This is a genomic window from Pseudomonas sp. W2I6, assembly GCF_030815935.1.
Taxonomy (GTDB): domain Bacteria; phylum Pseudomonadota; class Gammaproteobacteria; order Pseudomonadales; family Pseudomonadaceae; genus Aquipseudomonas.
This window is the reverse complement of record NZ_JAUSXJ010000001.1, coordinates 6,317,759-6,332,605: the sequence shown is the minus strand read 5'-3', so window position 1 is coordinate 6,332,605 and position 14,847 is coordinate 6,317,759. Positions and strand designations below refer to the sequence as shown.

Sequence of the window (14,847 nt, the reverse complement as noted above, 5' to 3'; positions counted from 1 at the left end):
GCTTTACCCCTAGAATGCGCCCTGTGGATAACTAGCCAGGGAATGCCGCCGCCATGAACATCGAACTGCTGATCGCCGGTATCGTCGTGCTGATCATTGTCGTCGGCCTGGTCGGCTGGCTGGTGGGGGTCTACAACGGCCTGGTGATGCGCCGCAACGATGTGGATAAAGCCTTCGCCAACATCGACGTGCTGCTCAAGCAGCGGGCAGACCAGATTCCCGACCTGATGCGCGTGGTGCAAACCGCCATGAACCATGAGAACGCGCTGTTCACCCGCCTCAGCGACGCCCGCACCGCGTACCTCAACGCCAGCAGCCTCACCGATAAAGTCGATGCCTCCAACCAGCTCAATACGGCGCTCAAGTCGGTGATTGCAGTGGCCGAGAATTATCCGACGCTGATCTCCGGCCCCAACATGGTCGAGTTGCAGCAGGCGATCTCGGCAGTGGAGGAACGCATCGCCGACCGTCGCGAGTTCTTCAATGAGTCGGTCAACCTCTACAACATCGCCATCGCGATTTTTCCTGATCTGTTCTTCGCCAAGATGCTCGGCTATCAGCGCATTCCGCTGCTGGCCATCAGCGCCGAAGAAACCCGCTACGACGGCGTGAAGCTTGAGGTGCCGGGGGCATGAAAACCACCCAGGCAGGGGTTGTCACAAAAAAACCAGCGTGGAAAACCCTGGTGGCACTGGTCTTTCTCGCCGGCTTTATTGGCCTGATGGTCTACGCCCCGACGATCCTGGTGGCGCTGTTTTTTCCTGTGTGCATCCTGATCGGACTGCTGGCCAGCTTCGGCCCCAATTTCTATCGCACCGAACAGCGCCTGGCCACCAGCCAGATACGCTCATTGGCCATGGGGCTGGTGGAGGTGAACGGCAAGGTGATCGTCGACTCGCCGCTGATCTCCCCGGTCCACGGCAAGCCTTGCGCGGGTTACGTGTGGGTCATCGAAGAAGGCACCAAAGACAAGGATGGCGATTGGAGCTGGAGCCAGGTCTCGGCCGAGGCTCGCTGCAATGACTTCCGCCTGCAGGACGCCACCGGTGAAGTGACAGTGATTGCCGAGGGTATCGACCTGTTCGGCAAGAAGCGCCCTGACGACCATGAATGGATCAGCAGCTCCCGCCGCCAGGGCGAACTGCTCCTCACCCACGATATGCAGGTGATGCTGATTGGCGACGCCTGCGAGCGTGCGGGCAAGACGGTGATTGCCCAGGGCCGGCAACCTGACGCGGTCTTCGGCCTGGCCGAGACCAAGGAGGTGGAAAACCGCCGTGTGCTGGCGCCGCTGTGGCGCGCCGGTGGTTTCTACGCGGTGGTGGTGGGTTTGATCGGCGTCGGCATCATGGCCATGACGCCGGAACATTTTGCCCAACTGCATTTGCCGGGCCCCGCCACCTACCAGCAAATGGCAGAGCTGAATCCCGCCTATCGGTTTCTGGCCTGGTTGTACCGTGACAATGGCTTCGTGATTCCTTTCATGGCCGCGTTTGGCTTCTTGCTGACGATGTTTGTGGTGTTGCTCGCGCTGCGGCTCTTGCTGCCCACGGGCATGCGCCTGGCGGTAGGCCGCGTGCTGGGCGCCTGGATGGGCCTGGGCATGGTGATTGGCGGCGTAGTGACCTTGCTGCTGGTGGTGGCCCAGGTGGACACCATGAAGGTGTTCCTGGTGTGGATGATGATTCTGCTGGGCACCCTGGTGTTTTCGATCTTTGAGCAACGCAAGCTGGGGGTGGCGTACAAGCATTTCGCAAAAGATGCCGGCACTGCCGGTTTAGGCGACGAAGACGCCTGATCAGGGTACAAACTCAACCTTCAAGCCTCGGCTGGCGCTGCGGCCCTGATCGTCAGTCACCCGCAACCGGTACTCCCCCGACTTACCCGGCCGCCAGTTCAGCGTGGTTTGCGGCGGGCCCTGGCCGATCAGGGTCTGGTCGGCGAACCAATACAGCGTCAGTGCATCACTGGCCGCATTGGCGTTCAGCGGGATGCTTTCCTGGGGCTGGGACAGGCGCAGGTGGTAGCTGACCTGGGTCAGCGGCGAGCGAATCTGTGGCGCTTCGCTTTGATCGCCGACACGGTTGGGTTGGCAGCTTTTCTGCACATTGGGCGGCGTACGCCGGGGCAGCCCGGCGGCGCGGAACAGCCGCTGCACATCGCTGGGCCAGAACTCGAAGACTTCTTCACGGGTGTACTGCGGGTCGAACGGCGGGCACGCGGCCTTGCCGGTGCGGGTGTCGATCAGCACCGGGCGGTGCAGGTTGGACACCCGAATCGGTGACACGCCGGGGATGTACCAGGTCTTGCGGGTACGTGGGCACCAACGGTTGGGCAAGTCACCAGAGGCCGCGCAGACGTCGATGCGGATCAGCCCGGCGGGCGGCTTGTCGGGTTTGATCACCACATTGGGCAAGGCCAGCGGCAGGGCGTCGGCGATACGGAAGAACAGCGGTGCCGCAGTTTTCGCACCGATAAACTCAGGATTCGGACGGCCATCGAAGTTGCCCACCCACACCACCAGCACGTACGGGCCTACGAGGCCGGCGCTCCATGCATCATGAAAACCCCATGACGTGCCGGTCTTCCAGGCCGTACGCCAGTGGCGCCCCGGCAGCCCGTCCGGGCGCGGGTTGCGCCGCAGCATGTCGCGCACCATAAACGCGGCCTGCGGCGTGAGTAGCTGGGCGCCAGTGGTTTGCGGCTGTTCCTGCAAATAGCGCAGCGGCCGCAAATGCCCGTCACCAGCCAGCATCACATACAGCCGCGCCAGCTCCTCGGGCGTCATCTCGCCGCCGCCCAATGCCAGCGCCAAGCCGTAATGGCTTTCGCCGCGCAGGCCCTTGATCCCGGCCCTTTGCAGCAATCCGTAGAGTGACGGAGAGCGGGTTTGGCTGGCCAGCCACACCGCCGGAATATTGCGGCTGCGAATCAGCGCGTCGCGGGCTGTCACCGGACCGACAAAACTACCGTCGAAATTTTCCGGCTGGAAGTAGCCGAAGTTACTCGGCATGTCCTTGAGGATGCTCATGGGGTGGATCACCCCTTGGTCCAGCGCCAGCCCATACAGGAATGGCTTGAGGGTGGAGCCCGGCGAGCGCCGCGACAACACGCCGTTGACCTGGCCGTGGATGCTTGTGGATAAGTAGTCTGCCGAGCCCACCAGGGCTTTTACGCTCTGGTCGCGGCTGTCGATCAGGATCGCCGTGGCGTTTTCCACGCCGCTGCTGCGGCGCTCGGCGATGAAGCCGGTGATCAGCCGTTCCAGCAATTGTTGCAGCGCCAGGTTGAGGGTGCTGTTCAACTCATTGCCGGTTTGCGAGGCCAGCAACTGTTCGCTCAGGTGCGGCGCGAGAAACGGGATCTGCTGGCGGTTGCGGGCTTCCAGCGGCAGGTCCAGCAAACTGTCGTTACGCGGGTCCTGTGGATAAGTTTCCCGCCAGTCGGCCATCAGCCGTTGCCGGGCGGTTTGCAGGGAAGGCCCAAAGCGCGCCCGACGACCCGGTTGCTGGGGAATCACGGCCAGCGCGAGGGCTTCAGACAAGGACAACTGCGCCGCTGACTTGCCAAAATAGATCCGGCTGGCCGCTTCGGCACCTTCGATATTGCCGCCCATGGGCGCCAGGTTGAGGTAGGCCTCAAGGATGTCGTGCTTGCTGTAACGCGCCTCCAGCCACAGTGCCAGGGCCATCTGCTGCAGCTTGCCGGGCACTTGGCGAGTATTGAGATCCCACAAGCGCCTGGCCAGTTGCATGCTCAAGGTCGAGCCGCCTTGGCGCTGGCCGCCGCTATAGGTGGCCATGGCCGCTCGCAATAACGCCGGGGGATTGATCCCCGGGTGCCAGTAGAAATTGCGGTCTTCCTTGAGCAGCAACGCCTCCACCAGTGACGGAGAAATCCGTTCCAGGGGAAGCCACAGGCGATATTGCCCGTCAGCCGCCAGGGTCATGCGCAGCAGCGAACCGTCATCGGCCAAAACCACCCGTGATGAACTGGCCGCCTGTTCCAGCGGTGCATGGGGCCACAAGCGCAGCCCCGCCAGAATCACCGCCGCTGCCAGCAGCGGCGTGAGGCTTTTAAGGCTTGGTAATTTCAAGCTGGCCTACTTTGCCGCGTCCTTGCAGGGTGGTTTCGTACATGCCCTCGGCGTAGGCCGGTGGCGTATTGAAGGTACCGGCGTTGGTGGCGCGCACGCGGTACACGAAGGTGCCTACATCCCGCAGCGCGGTGCCGTACAACACCACTCGGTCATCACGCACGTCGACGTAGTCCGGCTGCCAGTTGCTCAAGTCGGTCTCGCCAATCGGCGCCTGCCAGGCGTCGGCTTCTTCGGTGTCTTCGCCGGTTTCAACGTACTCCGAATCGTCGCCTTCGCTTTCCTCGGTGCTGGCCGCTTCCGGCTCCGGCGGCAAGTTATACACAGGCTCGACGCCGCCCGGCAGCAGGTCGACCACCGCCACTTGTTGCACCTGATCACGGTCGGTGGCGCGCAAGCGCAGGCGCACCAGGAACTCATCGCCTACCGCGACCTTGCTGACTGGATTGCCTTTGAGGTCGAGGTATTCGTGGATGATTTCCAGGCCGCTGTTGATCGGCTTGAGGTTGGCGCCCTTGTCATAGCCCGCTTCGCTCAGCATGTAGAACGCCGCCGGGCCGTCGGATTTTTCCATCTGCAGTTTTTGCGTACCGGCAGGCACCGCCGCACGTGGCGGCTGGCCGGCCATCTGCAACAACTGTTGCTGCTTGTCGCTGAGCCATGCGGTGGCCTTGAGGGTCATGTCGCTTTGGGCGCGCTGGCCGTAATTGTCCAGGGCCCGCAGCAACAGTGCCGCCGACAGCGAGTTGTAGCGTTGCTCGTTGAGACGCTTGCCGAGTTTATCCAGCAGGCTTGTCGGCACATCGTCGAGCATTTCCGGGAAGTGCCGCGCGAGCAAATGCAGGTGCTCGGCGTCGTGCACCAGCGGGTCGTAATACAGGCCGTCGCTGTTCCATTTATCCGACAGGGAAAGCCACGGCACCTTGCGGAACAAGGTATCGGCCTGACGATCCTGCTTGAGCAGCTTGTAGCTGGCGGCCAGGTACGCCGCGCCAATGTCGTTCTGCCAGGTGTCCTTGAAGTAGCTTTCGTAGCGCTCGCGGATATCGCTCAAGGCGCCGCTCACCAGAATCCCCTGACGGCTCAGGAGGTAACTGGCGTAGGCGCGGTTGCGCAATTCCGACAGGCCTTCGCTCGGGCCGTTGGCCAGGTCGGTGAGGTACGCGTTGGAACGTTGCAGCAGGTCTTCCGGCACCGGCAGCCCGCGCTCCCTGGCTTCGATCAGGAAGTCGGTGGCGTACAGGCTGGCATACGGCGCCACATCCGGGTTGGCCGCCCACAAGCCGAAACCGCCGGCCTGGTTCTGCCGTTGACGCAGCATGCGCACCGCACCGCTGAAGGCTTGCTCGGCCTCCGGCGCGTTACCACCCCAGATCAACGCCGGCATGGCCTTGGACACCAATTGCTCGGTGCAGGCGTAGCCATAGTCATCCAGGTAATGCTTGAGGCCGTTGGCCCATACCAGCGGCGAAGCGGCGACGCCCAACTGCACATCGCGCAACTGGCTGAACAGCTCGCGGGTCGGTTTCAGCTCTTTGCTGGCGCTGTCGAAACGGCCCAGGCTCAGGGCCACCCGATGCTCGCTCAAGGGTCGGATCGACGTGGTTTCCGCCACCTGGATACGCTTGCCATCCGGCAGCACCGCGACGAAGCGCAAGTCGGCCGAGCCTAGGGTTTCCCCAACCTTGATCTTGAACTCGGCAACACCTTCCTTGCGCGGTTGCAGGGCCAGGGTGCTGGCCTTGTCGCCTTGCACCTGCAGGCCATCGCTGGTCTGCACTTCAAACTTCACGTCCGCCGCCGCGTCCAGGTTGCTGAACACCCCGGCGCTGACGCTGAACACATCCCCCGGTGCGACAAAGGCCGGCACGTTCGGCGTGATCACCAGCGGCCCGCGCACTTCGGTGTTGGCCTCGCTGACGCCCACGCTGTCGCTGTCCACGGCCACCGCAAACAGGTGCAGCTTGCCATTGAAGCTGTCCGGAACCTGGTAGTGCAGCACGGTTTCACCGGCCGGCAAGTCCACCAGGCCAGACCACCAGGCCACAGGCGGCTGATGTTTACGCTTGAACGGGTTGAGGTGGTTGGCCAGGGCGCCTTCCGTATCGCCACCCGGCGCCGCCCCACTGAGCAGGCGGCTGAATTCCGGCAGGATCAGGTCAAGGATCTGACTGGTGCCGACCTCCAGTGCACGCTTCTGGAAGAAGAAGCCCAACGGGTCCGGCGTCTGGTAGCGCGCCACTTGCAGGATGCCTTCGTCCACCGCGTAGACCACTGCGCGGCCAGGGCGGTCGGCGTTGACCTTGATGTCCAGGGTCTGCCCCGGTTCGATCTTCGCCGGGCCTTCGACTTTCAGCGCCATGCGCCGCGCGTCGAGGTTGATGCTGAACGGCACCACGCCGTAGGACAGCGGGCTCATGTAGACCTCGGACGAACCAATGTCCCGTACGAACTGCACGTTGACGTAGGCATTGCCCTCAAGCCCCGCAGGAACGCGGATGTGTTGCACACTGTTGGTGCTGTCGGCCTTGAACCACTGCTGGGTGTAGACCTTGTCCCGCTCGATGGTGATCAACCCGGCGCCGGTGTACGGCGCGCGAATGCTGATGGCGATCTCATCACCGGTGGCGTAGCTGCGTCTATCCAGGCGCAGTTGCAGTTCGGCGTTGCGCTCCAGGGAGCGCGAGGTGTTGCCCCGGCCGGCGACGCTGTAGTCGATCTGGTTCAGCAGGTTGCCGTTGGCGTCCTTGAGTTGCAGGGTGAAATCGCCCGGGGTGCCGGTGTTCAGGGTTTGCTTGGCGCCGTCCTTGGTCATCACCAGCGGCGAGGCAGGCTGGCTGATGTTCTTGATGCGCGACTCGTATTTGTAGGTGCCGTTGGATTGCTTCACCAGCACCGAGACGTAGCGGTGCTCGACCACTTCACTGGTCAGGCCGTCGACTGCGACTGGCGTAAGGTCTGGCGCCACGGCCAGCCATTGCACTTCACGCGGGGCGTCCTTGGCGACGAAAGACAGCGAATCCTTGCTCTTCACACCCACCAGGTACGGCGCCGCCGACACCAGCAATGCGCTTTGTGCGGCGACGTTGCGACCGCCTTCGGCTTCGTACACCTGGGTCATCACTTGCAGGCGGTAGGTGCTGTTGGCGAAGCGTTGCAGGTTCAGGTCCAGCACCGCCTGGCCATTGTCGTCGACGGTGGTTTCGGCCAGGTCTTCGGAGCTGGCTTCTTCCAGCGAGTCATTCAGGCGGAAGCGGTAATCCGGGTAGCGATCAAAGGCCGCGAGCGTCGGGCTCAGAGACATTTTCGCCGTGACGCGACGACCCGCCGCCGGAGCGCCGAACAAGTGCATCGCGGTGACCTTGGCCACCACCTGGTCCGGCGGGATCCAGCCCAGCACCGGTGTATCGTGCAGGCTCAGGCTGACTTTCATCCGGTCCGGTTCAAAGTCGCGGACCTTGAAGCTGACGCTGCCCAGGTCGGTACGACGCTGCTTCTCACCGATCAGTTGCAGGGTCGCGGTGTAATCGCCGGATGGGGCTACTTCGCTGCTTGGGAAATCGAAGGTTTCAAAACCGCTGGCCGACAGTTTCAACGGCTGGCGAATCACCTCAAGGCCACGGGGGTCGGTGATCTGCAACTCAACCGGCAGGCCTTGCAGGGCGCCTTTCCAGTCGCCGCTGCGCACGATCATGCCCAGGTGCGCGGTCTCGCCGGGCCGGTACAGGCCGCGATCGGTAAACAGGTAGGCGCTGAGGCGATTGATCGCACCGTCCTCTTCCAGGCCGCCTACATCAAAGCGTGACAAATCCAGCTGTTGCGACTGACGGGCAATCGGCAGGAAGGATTGGTCATTGCCGCGACTGACCACATACATCAACGGCGTTTTCTCACGGCGCAGTTCATCCAGCTTGGCGAAGTGCGCATGACCTTCGGCGTCGGTATGGCCGCTGGCGACCGGCAAACCGTTGCGGCCGATGATATCGACCTGGGCGTCGGACACCGGCGAGCCGTTGCCGATGGACTGCACGTACACATCGTGACTGCCATCGCTGGAGCGCTTGGCGATGATGCCCAAGTCGGTGACCACGATGAAACGCAGGTCGCTGGTGGTGTTGCGCGAGTAGTCGAAGGTGCGATCGGCCGGGTCGTCCTGCGGGCTCAGCTTGAGCACAAAAATCCCCCGGCGGCCGCCGTTGGCCGTGAGGTAGTTGCTCAGGTCGACGTTGTCGTAGACGGTTTTCGACGGGTCGCCAGCCGACAGCGGAATGTCCAGGCTCTGACGCTCCACCATCCGGTCGAAGTAGTCATTGGCAAAATTCGGTCGGGCAAAGCTGCCGCTGCTCTGGTCCACCAGGTGTTGCAACTGGTTGGGCAGCAGGCGCGCGATTTCCACATGGGCGCCGGGTACGCCACGGGCCATGAAGCCCAGGCGTTTTTCGCCGGTGAGGCTGAGCAGGGCGCCGTCGGACAGGAACTGCAGCGTGCGTGGATAAGCCGGCATGCTCACGAGAGAGGCTGTCGGATTTTTCGCCAGGTAGCCGCCGATGGCTTCCAGGTTGGCCGGCACCCGCACATACAGGGCGCGGCCCGGCGGGGCCTTGAACTTGAAGGCGTGCAGGGTGTTCAGCGGTTCGACGCTCGGCACGTGGGTCAGCTTGACCTTGGTGCTGCTGGCCAACAGCTTGTCGTCGATGTCTTGCAGGTTCCAGGGGCGGGTATCGTCCTCGGCTTTTTCCGGCAGCATCCAGGCCTGCACCTTGTTGGCGATGGTCTCGTCGGCCACGGCGCTGGAACTGCTGAACATCAACACCGGCTCGGGTTCGCCGCGCTCGTTGTCGACAAAGCTGACTTCGGCGCCGGTAAAGGTCAGGCGATAGCGGCCGGGCACGGTGACTTCGGCCACCAGCGGTGCCGAGCTGGGATTGCCGCCATCACGGGCCTTGAGGCCTTCATCGAGCTTGGCGCTGACCGGGGTGCTTTCCAGTGGGGTGGCCAGGGCGGCAGAGCGCACAAAGGCGTTGAGCTTGTGTTCGTCGAAGGTGATTTCCGGGCGATTGGGCAGTTGCGCATCGCGGTAGGCCAAGCCTTTGCCGAGGGCGACCGAGGCACGTTTGCGTACGCTGTCTTCGTCTACCGGGTGGGAAAAGTGGAAGGTCGCTACCAGCTGTTTCTGCGTCGCGTTGCTCGGGTCCTGGTACAGCTCGTTTTGCGTCAAGGTGGCGCGGAACGGCTGGGTGGAGAATTGGCTGGTGTATTGGCTGAGCAGTACGCCGTCGGCCAACAGGGTTTTCTTGGCCAGGTCGATGGTGTAGTGGGCGTCGACGGGCCAGTCTTTTTCCGGGGTGAACACCAGGCTGCGGTCATCCGCCCAGCGCCAGGCGCCGGCGATGGCAGGCTTGAGGGTGATGCCTTCGGTGACCGGCTTGCCGATGGCTGCCAGCGGGGCCACGGATTCGGCGAAGCGTACCTGCAAGTTATCCACAACCGGTTGCGGCTGGGTGTAATCCGTCAGGTTGGGCTTGTGCAGCGAATAACCCACGGTGTGGGGCTGAGGCAGGTGGGAATACCAGTGCCAGCCGTAAAAGCCCGCGGCCAGCACGAGTACCAGGGCCAGCGCGCCGCCCGCAGCCTGGCGCGGATAAGCCCGGGCCTTGTGGCCGACGTTGACCAGGCCGTTGCCTGTGGCTTGCAGCCAACGCGGCGGCTGCCACTGGCCGAACAGGCTGCGTGCCAGCCATCGAACGGCGCTGAACAGGACACTCACCACTGAGATCAAGGCCCCGAAAAAACGGCGGCTGGTCGCTTTTAACGAATCAAACATGGTGAGCATCCCTGGCAATGTGTCGCGTATCTTACACGTCTCTTTGATACAAAAGATGACGGCAAATGCGCCGCAAAGCTCAGGCTTGCTGTACGAAGGTGAGGCGTATCGCAAAACCGATCAAAAGACTGCCAAACAGCCATTGCTGAAGGCGCTGGGCGGACGGGCTGCGCTCCAGCCAGCGGCCGATTCTTGCGCCGGCCAATCCATAGCAACTGTCGAATCCCAGGCCGACCGCCACCAGAATCGCCCCCAGCAGCGCAAACTGCGCCGTCACCGATGCGCCATGTGGATCAATGAATTGCGGCAGCAGCACGGAGCAGAACAGCAGCGCCTTGGGGTTGAGCAGGTTGGTCAGCAACCCCCGCTGGAAGGCTTCGCGCCAGGCATGCGCCGGCGCCGTGCTGTGCCCGGCGTTCAGGTTGGGCAGCAGGTTTGAGCGCAGGCACTGCACGCCGATCCACAGCAGATATGCCGCACCGCCCAGGCGCACCACATCGAAGGTCCAGGGTGCGACCTTGAACAGGGTCGCCAGGCCCATCCCCGCCAGCGCCACGTGGCAGGCTCGCGCCAGGCCCAAGCCGCCTGCGGTTGCCAGTGCCATCGCCTTGCCCTGGCGGGCGCCGGTTTGCAGCAGCAGGATCATGTCCGGGCCGGGCAGCAGGTACACCACTGCCAACGCGACTAAAAACAACCAGAGTTCTGCCATGTGCCTGCCCATTGCGGTAGGTGATTCGTAGGGCAATTTTAGGGGCGAAGGCCGGGGCAGGTGCTTGCGTAGTCAGATGGAAAAGCGTCTAGTCTTGGCACAATCTGCCACTTTTTTCGGGCGAAACATTTCACTTATGCCAAATCTGAAGCTGGACGCATTTGACCGCAAGATTCTTGAAGCCCTGCAACGGGATGGCCGGCTGAGCAACGTGCAACTGGCGGACGAGATTGGCCTCTCGGCCTCGCCCTGCTTGCGGCGTGTGCGGCTGCTGGAAGAGGCCGGGGTGATTCGTGGTTATCAGGCAAGCCTGGACCGGGATGAAGTCGGGTTGGGGCTGACGGTGTTTGTCGGGGTGAAAGTGGAGCGGCATAACGACGAACAGGCGGAGGCGTTTCGGTTGGCGGTGACGGCGCTGCCCCAGGTGATTTCGGCGTTTCTGGTGTCGGGGGAGTCGGATTTCCTGCTGCAAGTGGTGGTGCCGGACTTGCGCGGGTATGAGCGGTTCCTGACCGGGAGCTTGTTAAAGTTGCCGGGGGTGAGCGATATCCGCAGCAACTTCGCGATTCAGACGGTGAAGACGCCCGGGGCATTGCCGCTGGGTCACCTTCCCGGCTAGATCGTTCCCACGCTCCGCGTGGGAATGCCGCCCTGGACGCTCCGCGTTCGCTTTAAAAGTCGTGACGCGGAGCGTCACCGGATGCATTCCCACGCAGAGCGTGGGAACGATCAGATTATGACGCCGGGGGCATCTTCCCGGCTGGTGATTTCTTATTGTGGTAAGGACGCTTGTTGTGGCGAGGGAGCTTGCTCCCGCTGGGCTGCGTAGCGGCCCCAAAATCCTGGGAGCGCTGCGCACTCCAGCGGGAGCAAGCTCCCTCGCCACTGGGGTTGTGTGGATTTGGGGAGGGAGGTGGTCGTCAGGTCCACCAGTAGCGCACGAGATGAAAGAAGATCGGCGCGGCAAAACACACTGAATCCAGCCGATCCAGCATCCCGCCGTGCCCTTCGATCATGTGCCCCCAATCCTTCACGCCGCGGTCGCGCTTGATCGCTGACATCACGATCCCGCCGGCAAACCCCAGCAGGTTGATCAACAGTGCAATCAGGAACGACTGCCAGGGATTGAACGGCGTGGTCCACCACAGCGCCGCGCCGATCAGGGATGACAGCAGAATCCCGCCGACAAACCCTTCCACGGTTTTAGACGGCGACAAGTTGGGCGCGATCTTGTGTTTGCCGAACAGCTTCCCGCACACGTACTGCAGCACGTCCGACAGTTGCACCACGATCACCAGGTAGGCAATCAGCAGCAGGTTGCGGCCTTCGTAGCCGACGATATCCAGGGTCAGCAGCGCCGGCACGAAGGACACACAGAACACCGCGATCATCAGCCCCCATTGCACCTTCGACGCCCGCTCCAGGAAGTGCGTGCTGTCGCCGCCCAGTGACGCGAGGATCGGCAGCAGCAGGAACACGTACACCGGGATAAAGATCGAGAACAGCCCGTACCAGTCGAAGTAGATCAGCAGGTATTGCAGCGGCAGCGCCAAGTAGAAGGCCGCCACCAGCGCCGGGTAATCGCTGCGCCGGGTGGGTGTCAGCGTGAGGAATTCCCGCAGCGCATAGAACGACACTGCGTAAAACAGCAGGATCACCGCGCCGGTGCCAAGCCAGAACGCCACGCCGATCACCACCACCATCACCCACCACGCATTGATGCGGGCGTTGAGGTTGTCGATCACCGCGTTGGGTGTGCCACGGGTGCGCAGCTTGAGGATCAGGCCGATCAGCGAGGCGAGCACCAGGATCGCGCCGATCCCGCCGAACAACATCAGGGTTTGGCTATCCATCTCAGGAATGCTCCGGGGCAAGGGCGAGCAAGGCGTCGCGGGTGCGGGCGAGGAACAGCGCCTTGTCTTCGCCGTCCTCCAGTTGCAGCGGTGCGCCGAAGCTGGTGGTGCACAGCAAGGGCAGCGGCAGCACACGGCCCTTGGGCATGACCCGGTTGAGGTTGGCGATCCACACCGGGATCAATTCGGCTTGTGGATAACTCTTGGCCAGGTGATACAGCCCGCTTTTGAACGGCAACAGGCCGTCTTCCAGGTTGCGCGTGCCCTCGGGAAAGATGATCAGCGAGTCGCCGTTTTCCAAGGCCTGAAGCATCGGCGCCAGAGGGTTATCCACAGGGTCCTTGCGCTCGCGGTCGATCAGCACGCCGTTGAACACCCGGTTGATGATGTAGCGGCGCAGGGCGCTGGTGTTCCAGTAGTCGCTGCCGGCCACCGGGCGGGTGAATTTACGCAGGTTCTGCGGCAACGAGGCCCACAGCAGCACGAAATCGCCGTGGCTGCTGTGGTTGGCGTAGTAGATGCGTTGCACCGGCACCGGCGCGCAGCCAAGCCACAGGCTGCGGGCGCCGGTGACGGTGCGGGCCATGGAGGTAATCAGGGTGGCGACCACGGGTTCGAACATGAGGATTCCTTATCCGGCGAAGGGCAGCCAGGGGCTGGCCAGGATGACGGCCACGGTCAGCAGCACTTGCGCCGCCAGCAGGTAGGCTTGCTTGCGCAACAGTTTCAGGGCGCCGCGACGGCGCTCGGTCCAGGGGCGGCCTGCGCGTTTGGCGGATTGCAGGCCAAGGGTTTGCATGGCCTGGTCGAAGTCGGGCGTGCGGTCGGTGTCGCGGGCGAGCAGGGCGAACAGGTCGGCGTCGAAGGCCACCCGCAGCGCCCAGTATTTTTCCAGCAGCCCGAGCACAATCATCCACAGGCTGAGGATCAGGCAGACCGGCGTGATGCTGGCCATCAGCAGTTGAGCGAGGCCGAACAGTACGCCGAGCAAGGTCAGGCCTGTGGATAACTGATCCAGGGAACGGCCCCGCCGCAGCAGGCTGGCGACGACCTGTAATTCCATATCAGCGGGCATGGGCTAAACCCTCCAGGGCTTCACGGTGAGCGGAATGCAGGACCACACGTGGGCGTGCTGTACGAATAATAGCCACCGCCTCGTCGACATTGCCTGCGCGCCCGGTATGCAGCAGCCATGCAGCCACGGCGGTGGCGCTGCGTGAGTAACCGAGGGCGCAGCACACCAGCAAAGGTCCGGCTGAGCGTAGCCGCTCTATCGCTTGGGCGGCTTCCACGCATTGCGCTGCAGTGGGCGCCGTCAGGTCGAGCACTGGCAGGCTGTAATAGGCGCGACCCTGTGGATTAATCGGCAATTCGGCGCACAGATCGACCACCGCCTTGAATGATCCCAGCTCGCCGCTGGTGGGAATTCGCCCCAGCCAAACGTTATCCACAACCTGATCGGGCTGTGGATGTCTACGTGTCCACAGGCGGGAATTGATCCAGGCGGCCACCAGATAAGGCGCCAACAACCAGCGCGCCGCCGGAGTGAGTCGTCCGTCGGCGCGTTTCTGAAATCCCGCAACGCCCAGTACCAGGTAATTCGCCTTCATCAAGCCAAGGGATACCGCCGGCCAAAGCAGCCACAACCAGCCGCCGCCAAGGGAAAACGCCAGGATCAAACACACCAGCGACCCGAAGCCATAGCGCAGCCCCAGGCGCCAACGCTGGCGGTCCCTGGTCAGCTGGGCATTCAGCAGCGGGCTCGGATGTTCCAGCGGCCACAGCCACACGCACATCCAGCCGGCGAGGGCGCCTGTGGGTAAGTCAATAAAGTGATGTTGATAAGTGGTCAGCACCGAAAGGCCGATCAACGCGAACCAGCCATGCACCAGCCAGCGCCACAGGCCCTGGCTATGCCGCTGATACATTATCCACAGCACCACCAGCAGCGCGATGTGCAATGACGGCGCCTGGTTGAACGGCTTGTCGAACCCGGCGAGTACCGCAAACAGCCAGCCAAACACGCCGTCCAGCGCCGGCCTTTCAAAGGTGAAGCGCAAGGGCCAGATCAGGAAGCAGGTGACGGCAATCACTTGGGCCGTCAGCAGGCGCAAGGCATGTTGTTTCAGTTCATGGCGGGTGCTTGGCAGTAGCAGGGAGAAACCGTAGAGCAGGTCGATCGACCAGTAGGGCACGATGGTCCAGGCCCAGAACGGGATATGGGTTTCCCAGCCGAACACCATCGTGCCCACGTCGCTGCGCTGGCTGGTGACCCACGTGGCAAAGCCGTAGGTGCTGAAAAACAGCGGCGCCAACAGCAGCAGCCACAGCACCGCCGGTTTCAACAGGCCCGGTTCACGCATGG

General features: G+C 63.0%; 10 protein-coding genes. 3 read left to right on the top strand and 7 right to left on the bottom strand.

Annotated elements, in window-relative coordinates:
* Positions 1-53: 53 nt before the first annotated feature.
* Together QF039_RS29305 and QF039_RS29300 are read left to right on the top strand one after the other, a co-directional pair.
* Positions 54-635 (top strand): LemA family protein, encoded by a 582-nt coding sequence (locus tag QF039_RS29305; RefSeq protein WP_003213535.1) that lies wholly within the window; start codon positions 54-56, stop codon positions 633-635.
* Positions 632-1,798, top strand: a complete 1,167-nt coding sequence (locus QF039_RS29300) for a hypothetical protein (RefSeq protein WP_307522013.1) — start codon at positions 632-634, stop codon at positions 1,796-1,798. Before QF039_RS29305 ends, QF039_RS29300 begins: the two co-directional genes overlap by 4 nt.
* On the opposite strand, the gene pbpC is transcribed toward QF039_RS29300, so the two are convergent.
* From pbpC to QF039_RS29285, 3 genes are all read right to left on the bottom strand, one after another.
* Entirely contained in the window at positions 1,799-4,096 is a 2,298-nt protein-coding gene (pbpC, locus tag QF039_RS29295) for a penicillin-binding protein 1C (RefSeq protein ID WP_177068632.1), read from the bottom strand.
* Positions 4,077-9,920 carry an alpha-2-macroglobulin gene (locus QF039_RS29290; RefSeq protein WP_307522010.1) on the bottom strand — a complete coding sequence of 1,948 codons (5,844 nt, stop codon included), beginning with the start codon at positions 9,918-9,920 and terminating at the stop codon, positions 4,077-4,079. Before QF039_RS29290 ends, pbpC begins: the two co-directional genes overlap by 20 nt.
* 79 nt (positions 9,921-9,999) lie before the next feature.
* Entirely contained in the window at positions 10,000-10,629 is a 630-nt protein-coding gene (locus tag QF039_RS29285; RefSeq protein ID WP_134327568.1) for a LysE family translocator, read from the bottom strand.
* Between the two features lie 145 nt (positions 10,630-10,774).
* Here QF039_RS29285 and QF039_RS29280 point away from each other — a divergent pair, with 145 nt between their 5' ends.
* Positions 10,775-11,248: an Lrp/AsnC family transcriptional regulator gene (locus QF039_RS29280; protein ID WP_026078018.1), complete on the top strand. Its 474-nt coding sequence runs from the start codon at positions 10,775-10,777 to the stop codon at positions 11,246-11,248.
* A gap of 301 nt (positions 11,249-11,549) precedes the next feature.
* Here the strand turns inward: QF039_RS29280 and QF039_RS29275 are convergent, their stop codons facing one another.
* From QF039_RS29275 to QF039_RS29260, 4 genes are read right to left on the bottom strand one after another with little or no spacing between them, the layout of a single operon-like run.
* Entirely contained in the window at positions 11,550-12,482 is a 933-nt protein-coding gene (locus QF039_RS29275) for a phosphatidate cytidylyltransferase (protein WP_063033761.1), read from the bottom strand.
* Position 12,483: 1 nt separating this feature from the next.
* On the bottom strand, positions 12,484-13,104 hold the full coding sequence (locus QF039_RS29270) for a 1-acyl-sn-glycerol-3-phosphate acyltransferase (RefSeq protein WP_003213522.1): 621 nt from the start codon (positions 13,102-13,104) through the stop codon (positions 12,484-12,486).
* Between the two features lie 9 nt (positions 13,105-13,113).
* Entirely contained in the window at positions 13,114-13,557 is a 444-nt protein-coding gene (locus tag QF039_RS29265; RefSeq protein ID WP_003213520.1) for a hypothetical protein, read from the bottom strand.
* A complete protein-coding gene (locus QF039_RS29260) occupies positions 13,547-14,845 on the bottom strand; it encodes a phosphatase PAP2/dual specificity phosphatase family protein (RefSeq protein ID WP_177116560.1) in 1,299 nt (432 codons plus the stop codon). The genes QF039_RS29265 and QF039_RS29260 overlap by 11 nt, the downstream gene beginning before the upstream one ends.
* Between the last annotated feature and the right edge of the window lie 2 nt (positions 14,846-14,847).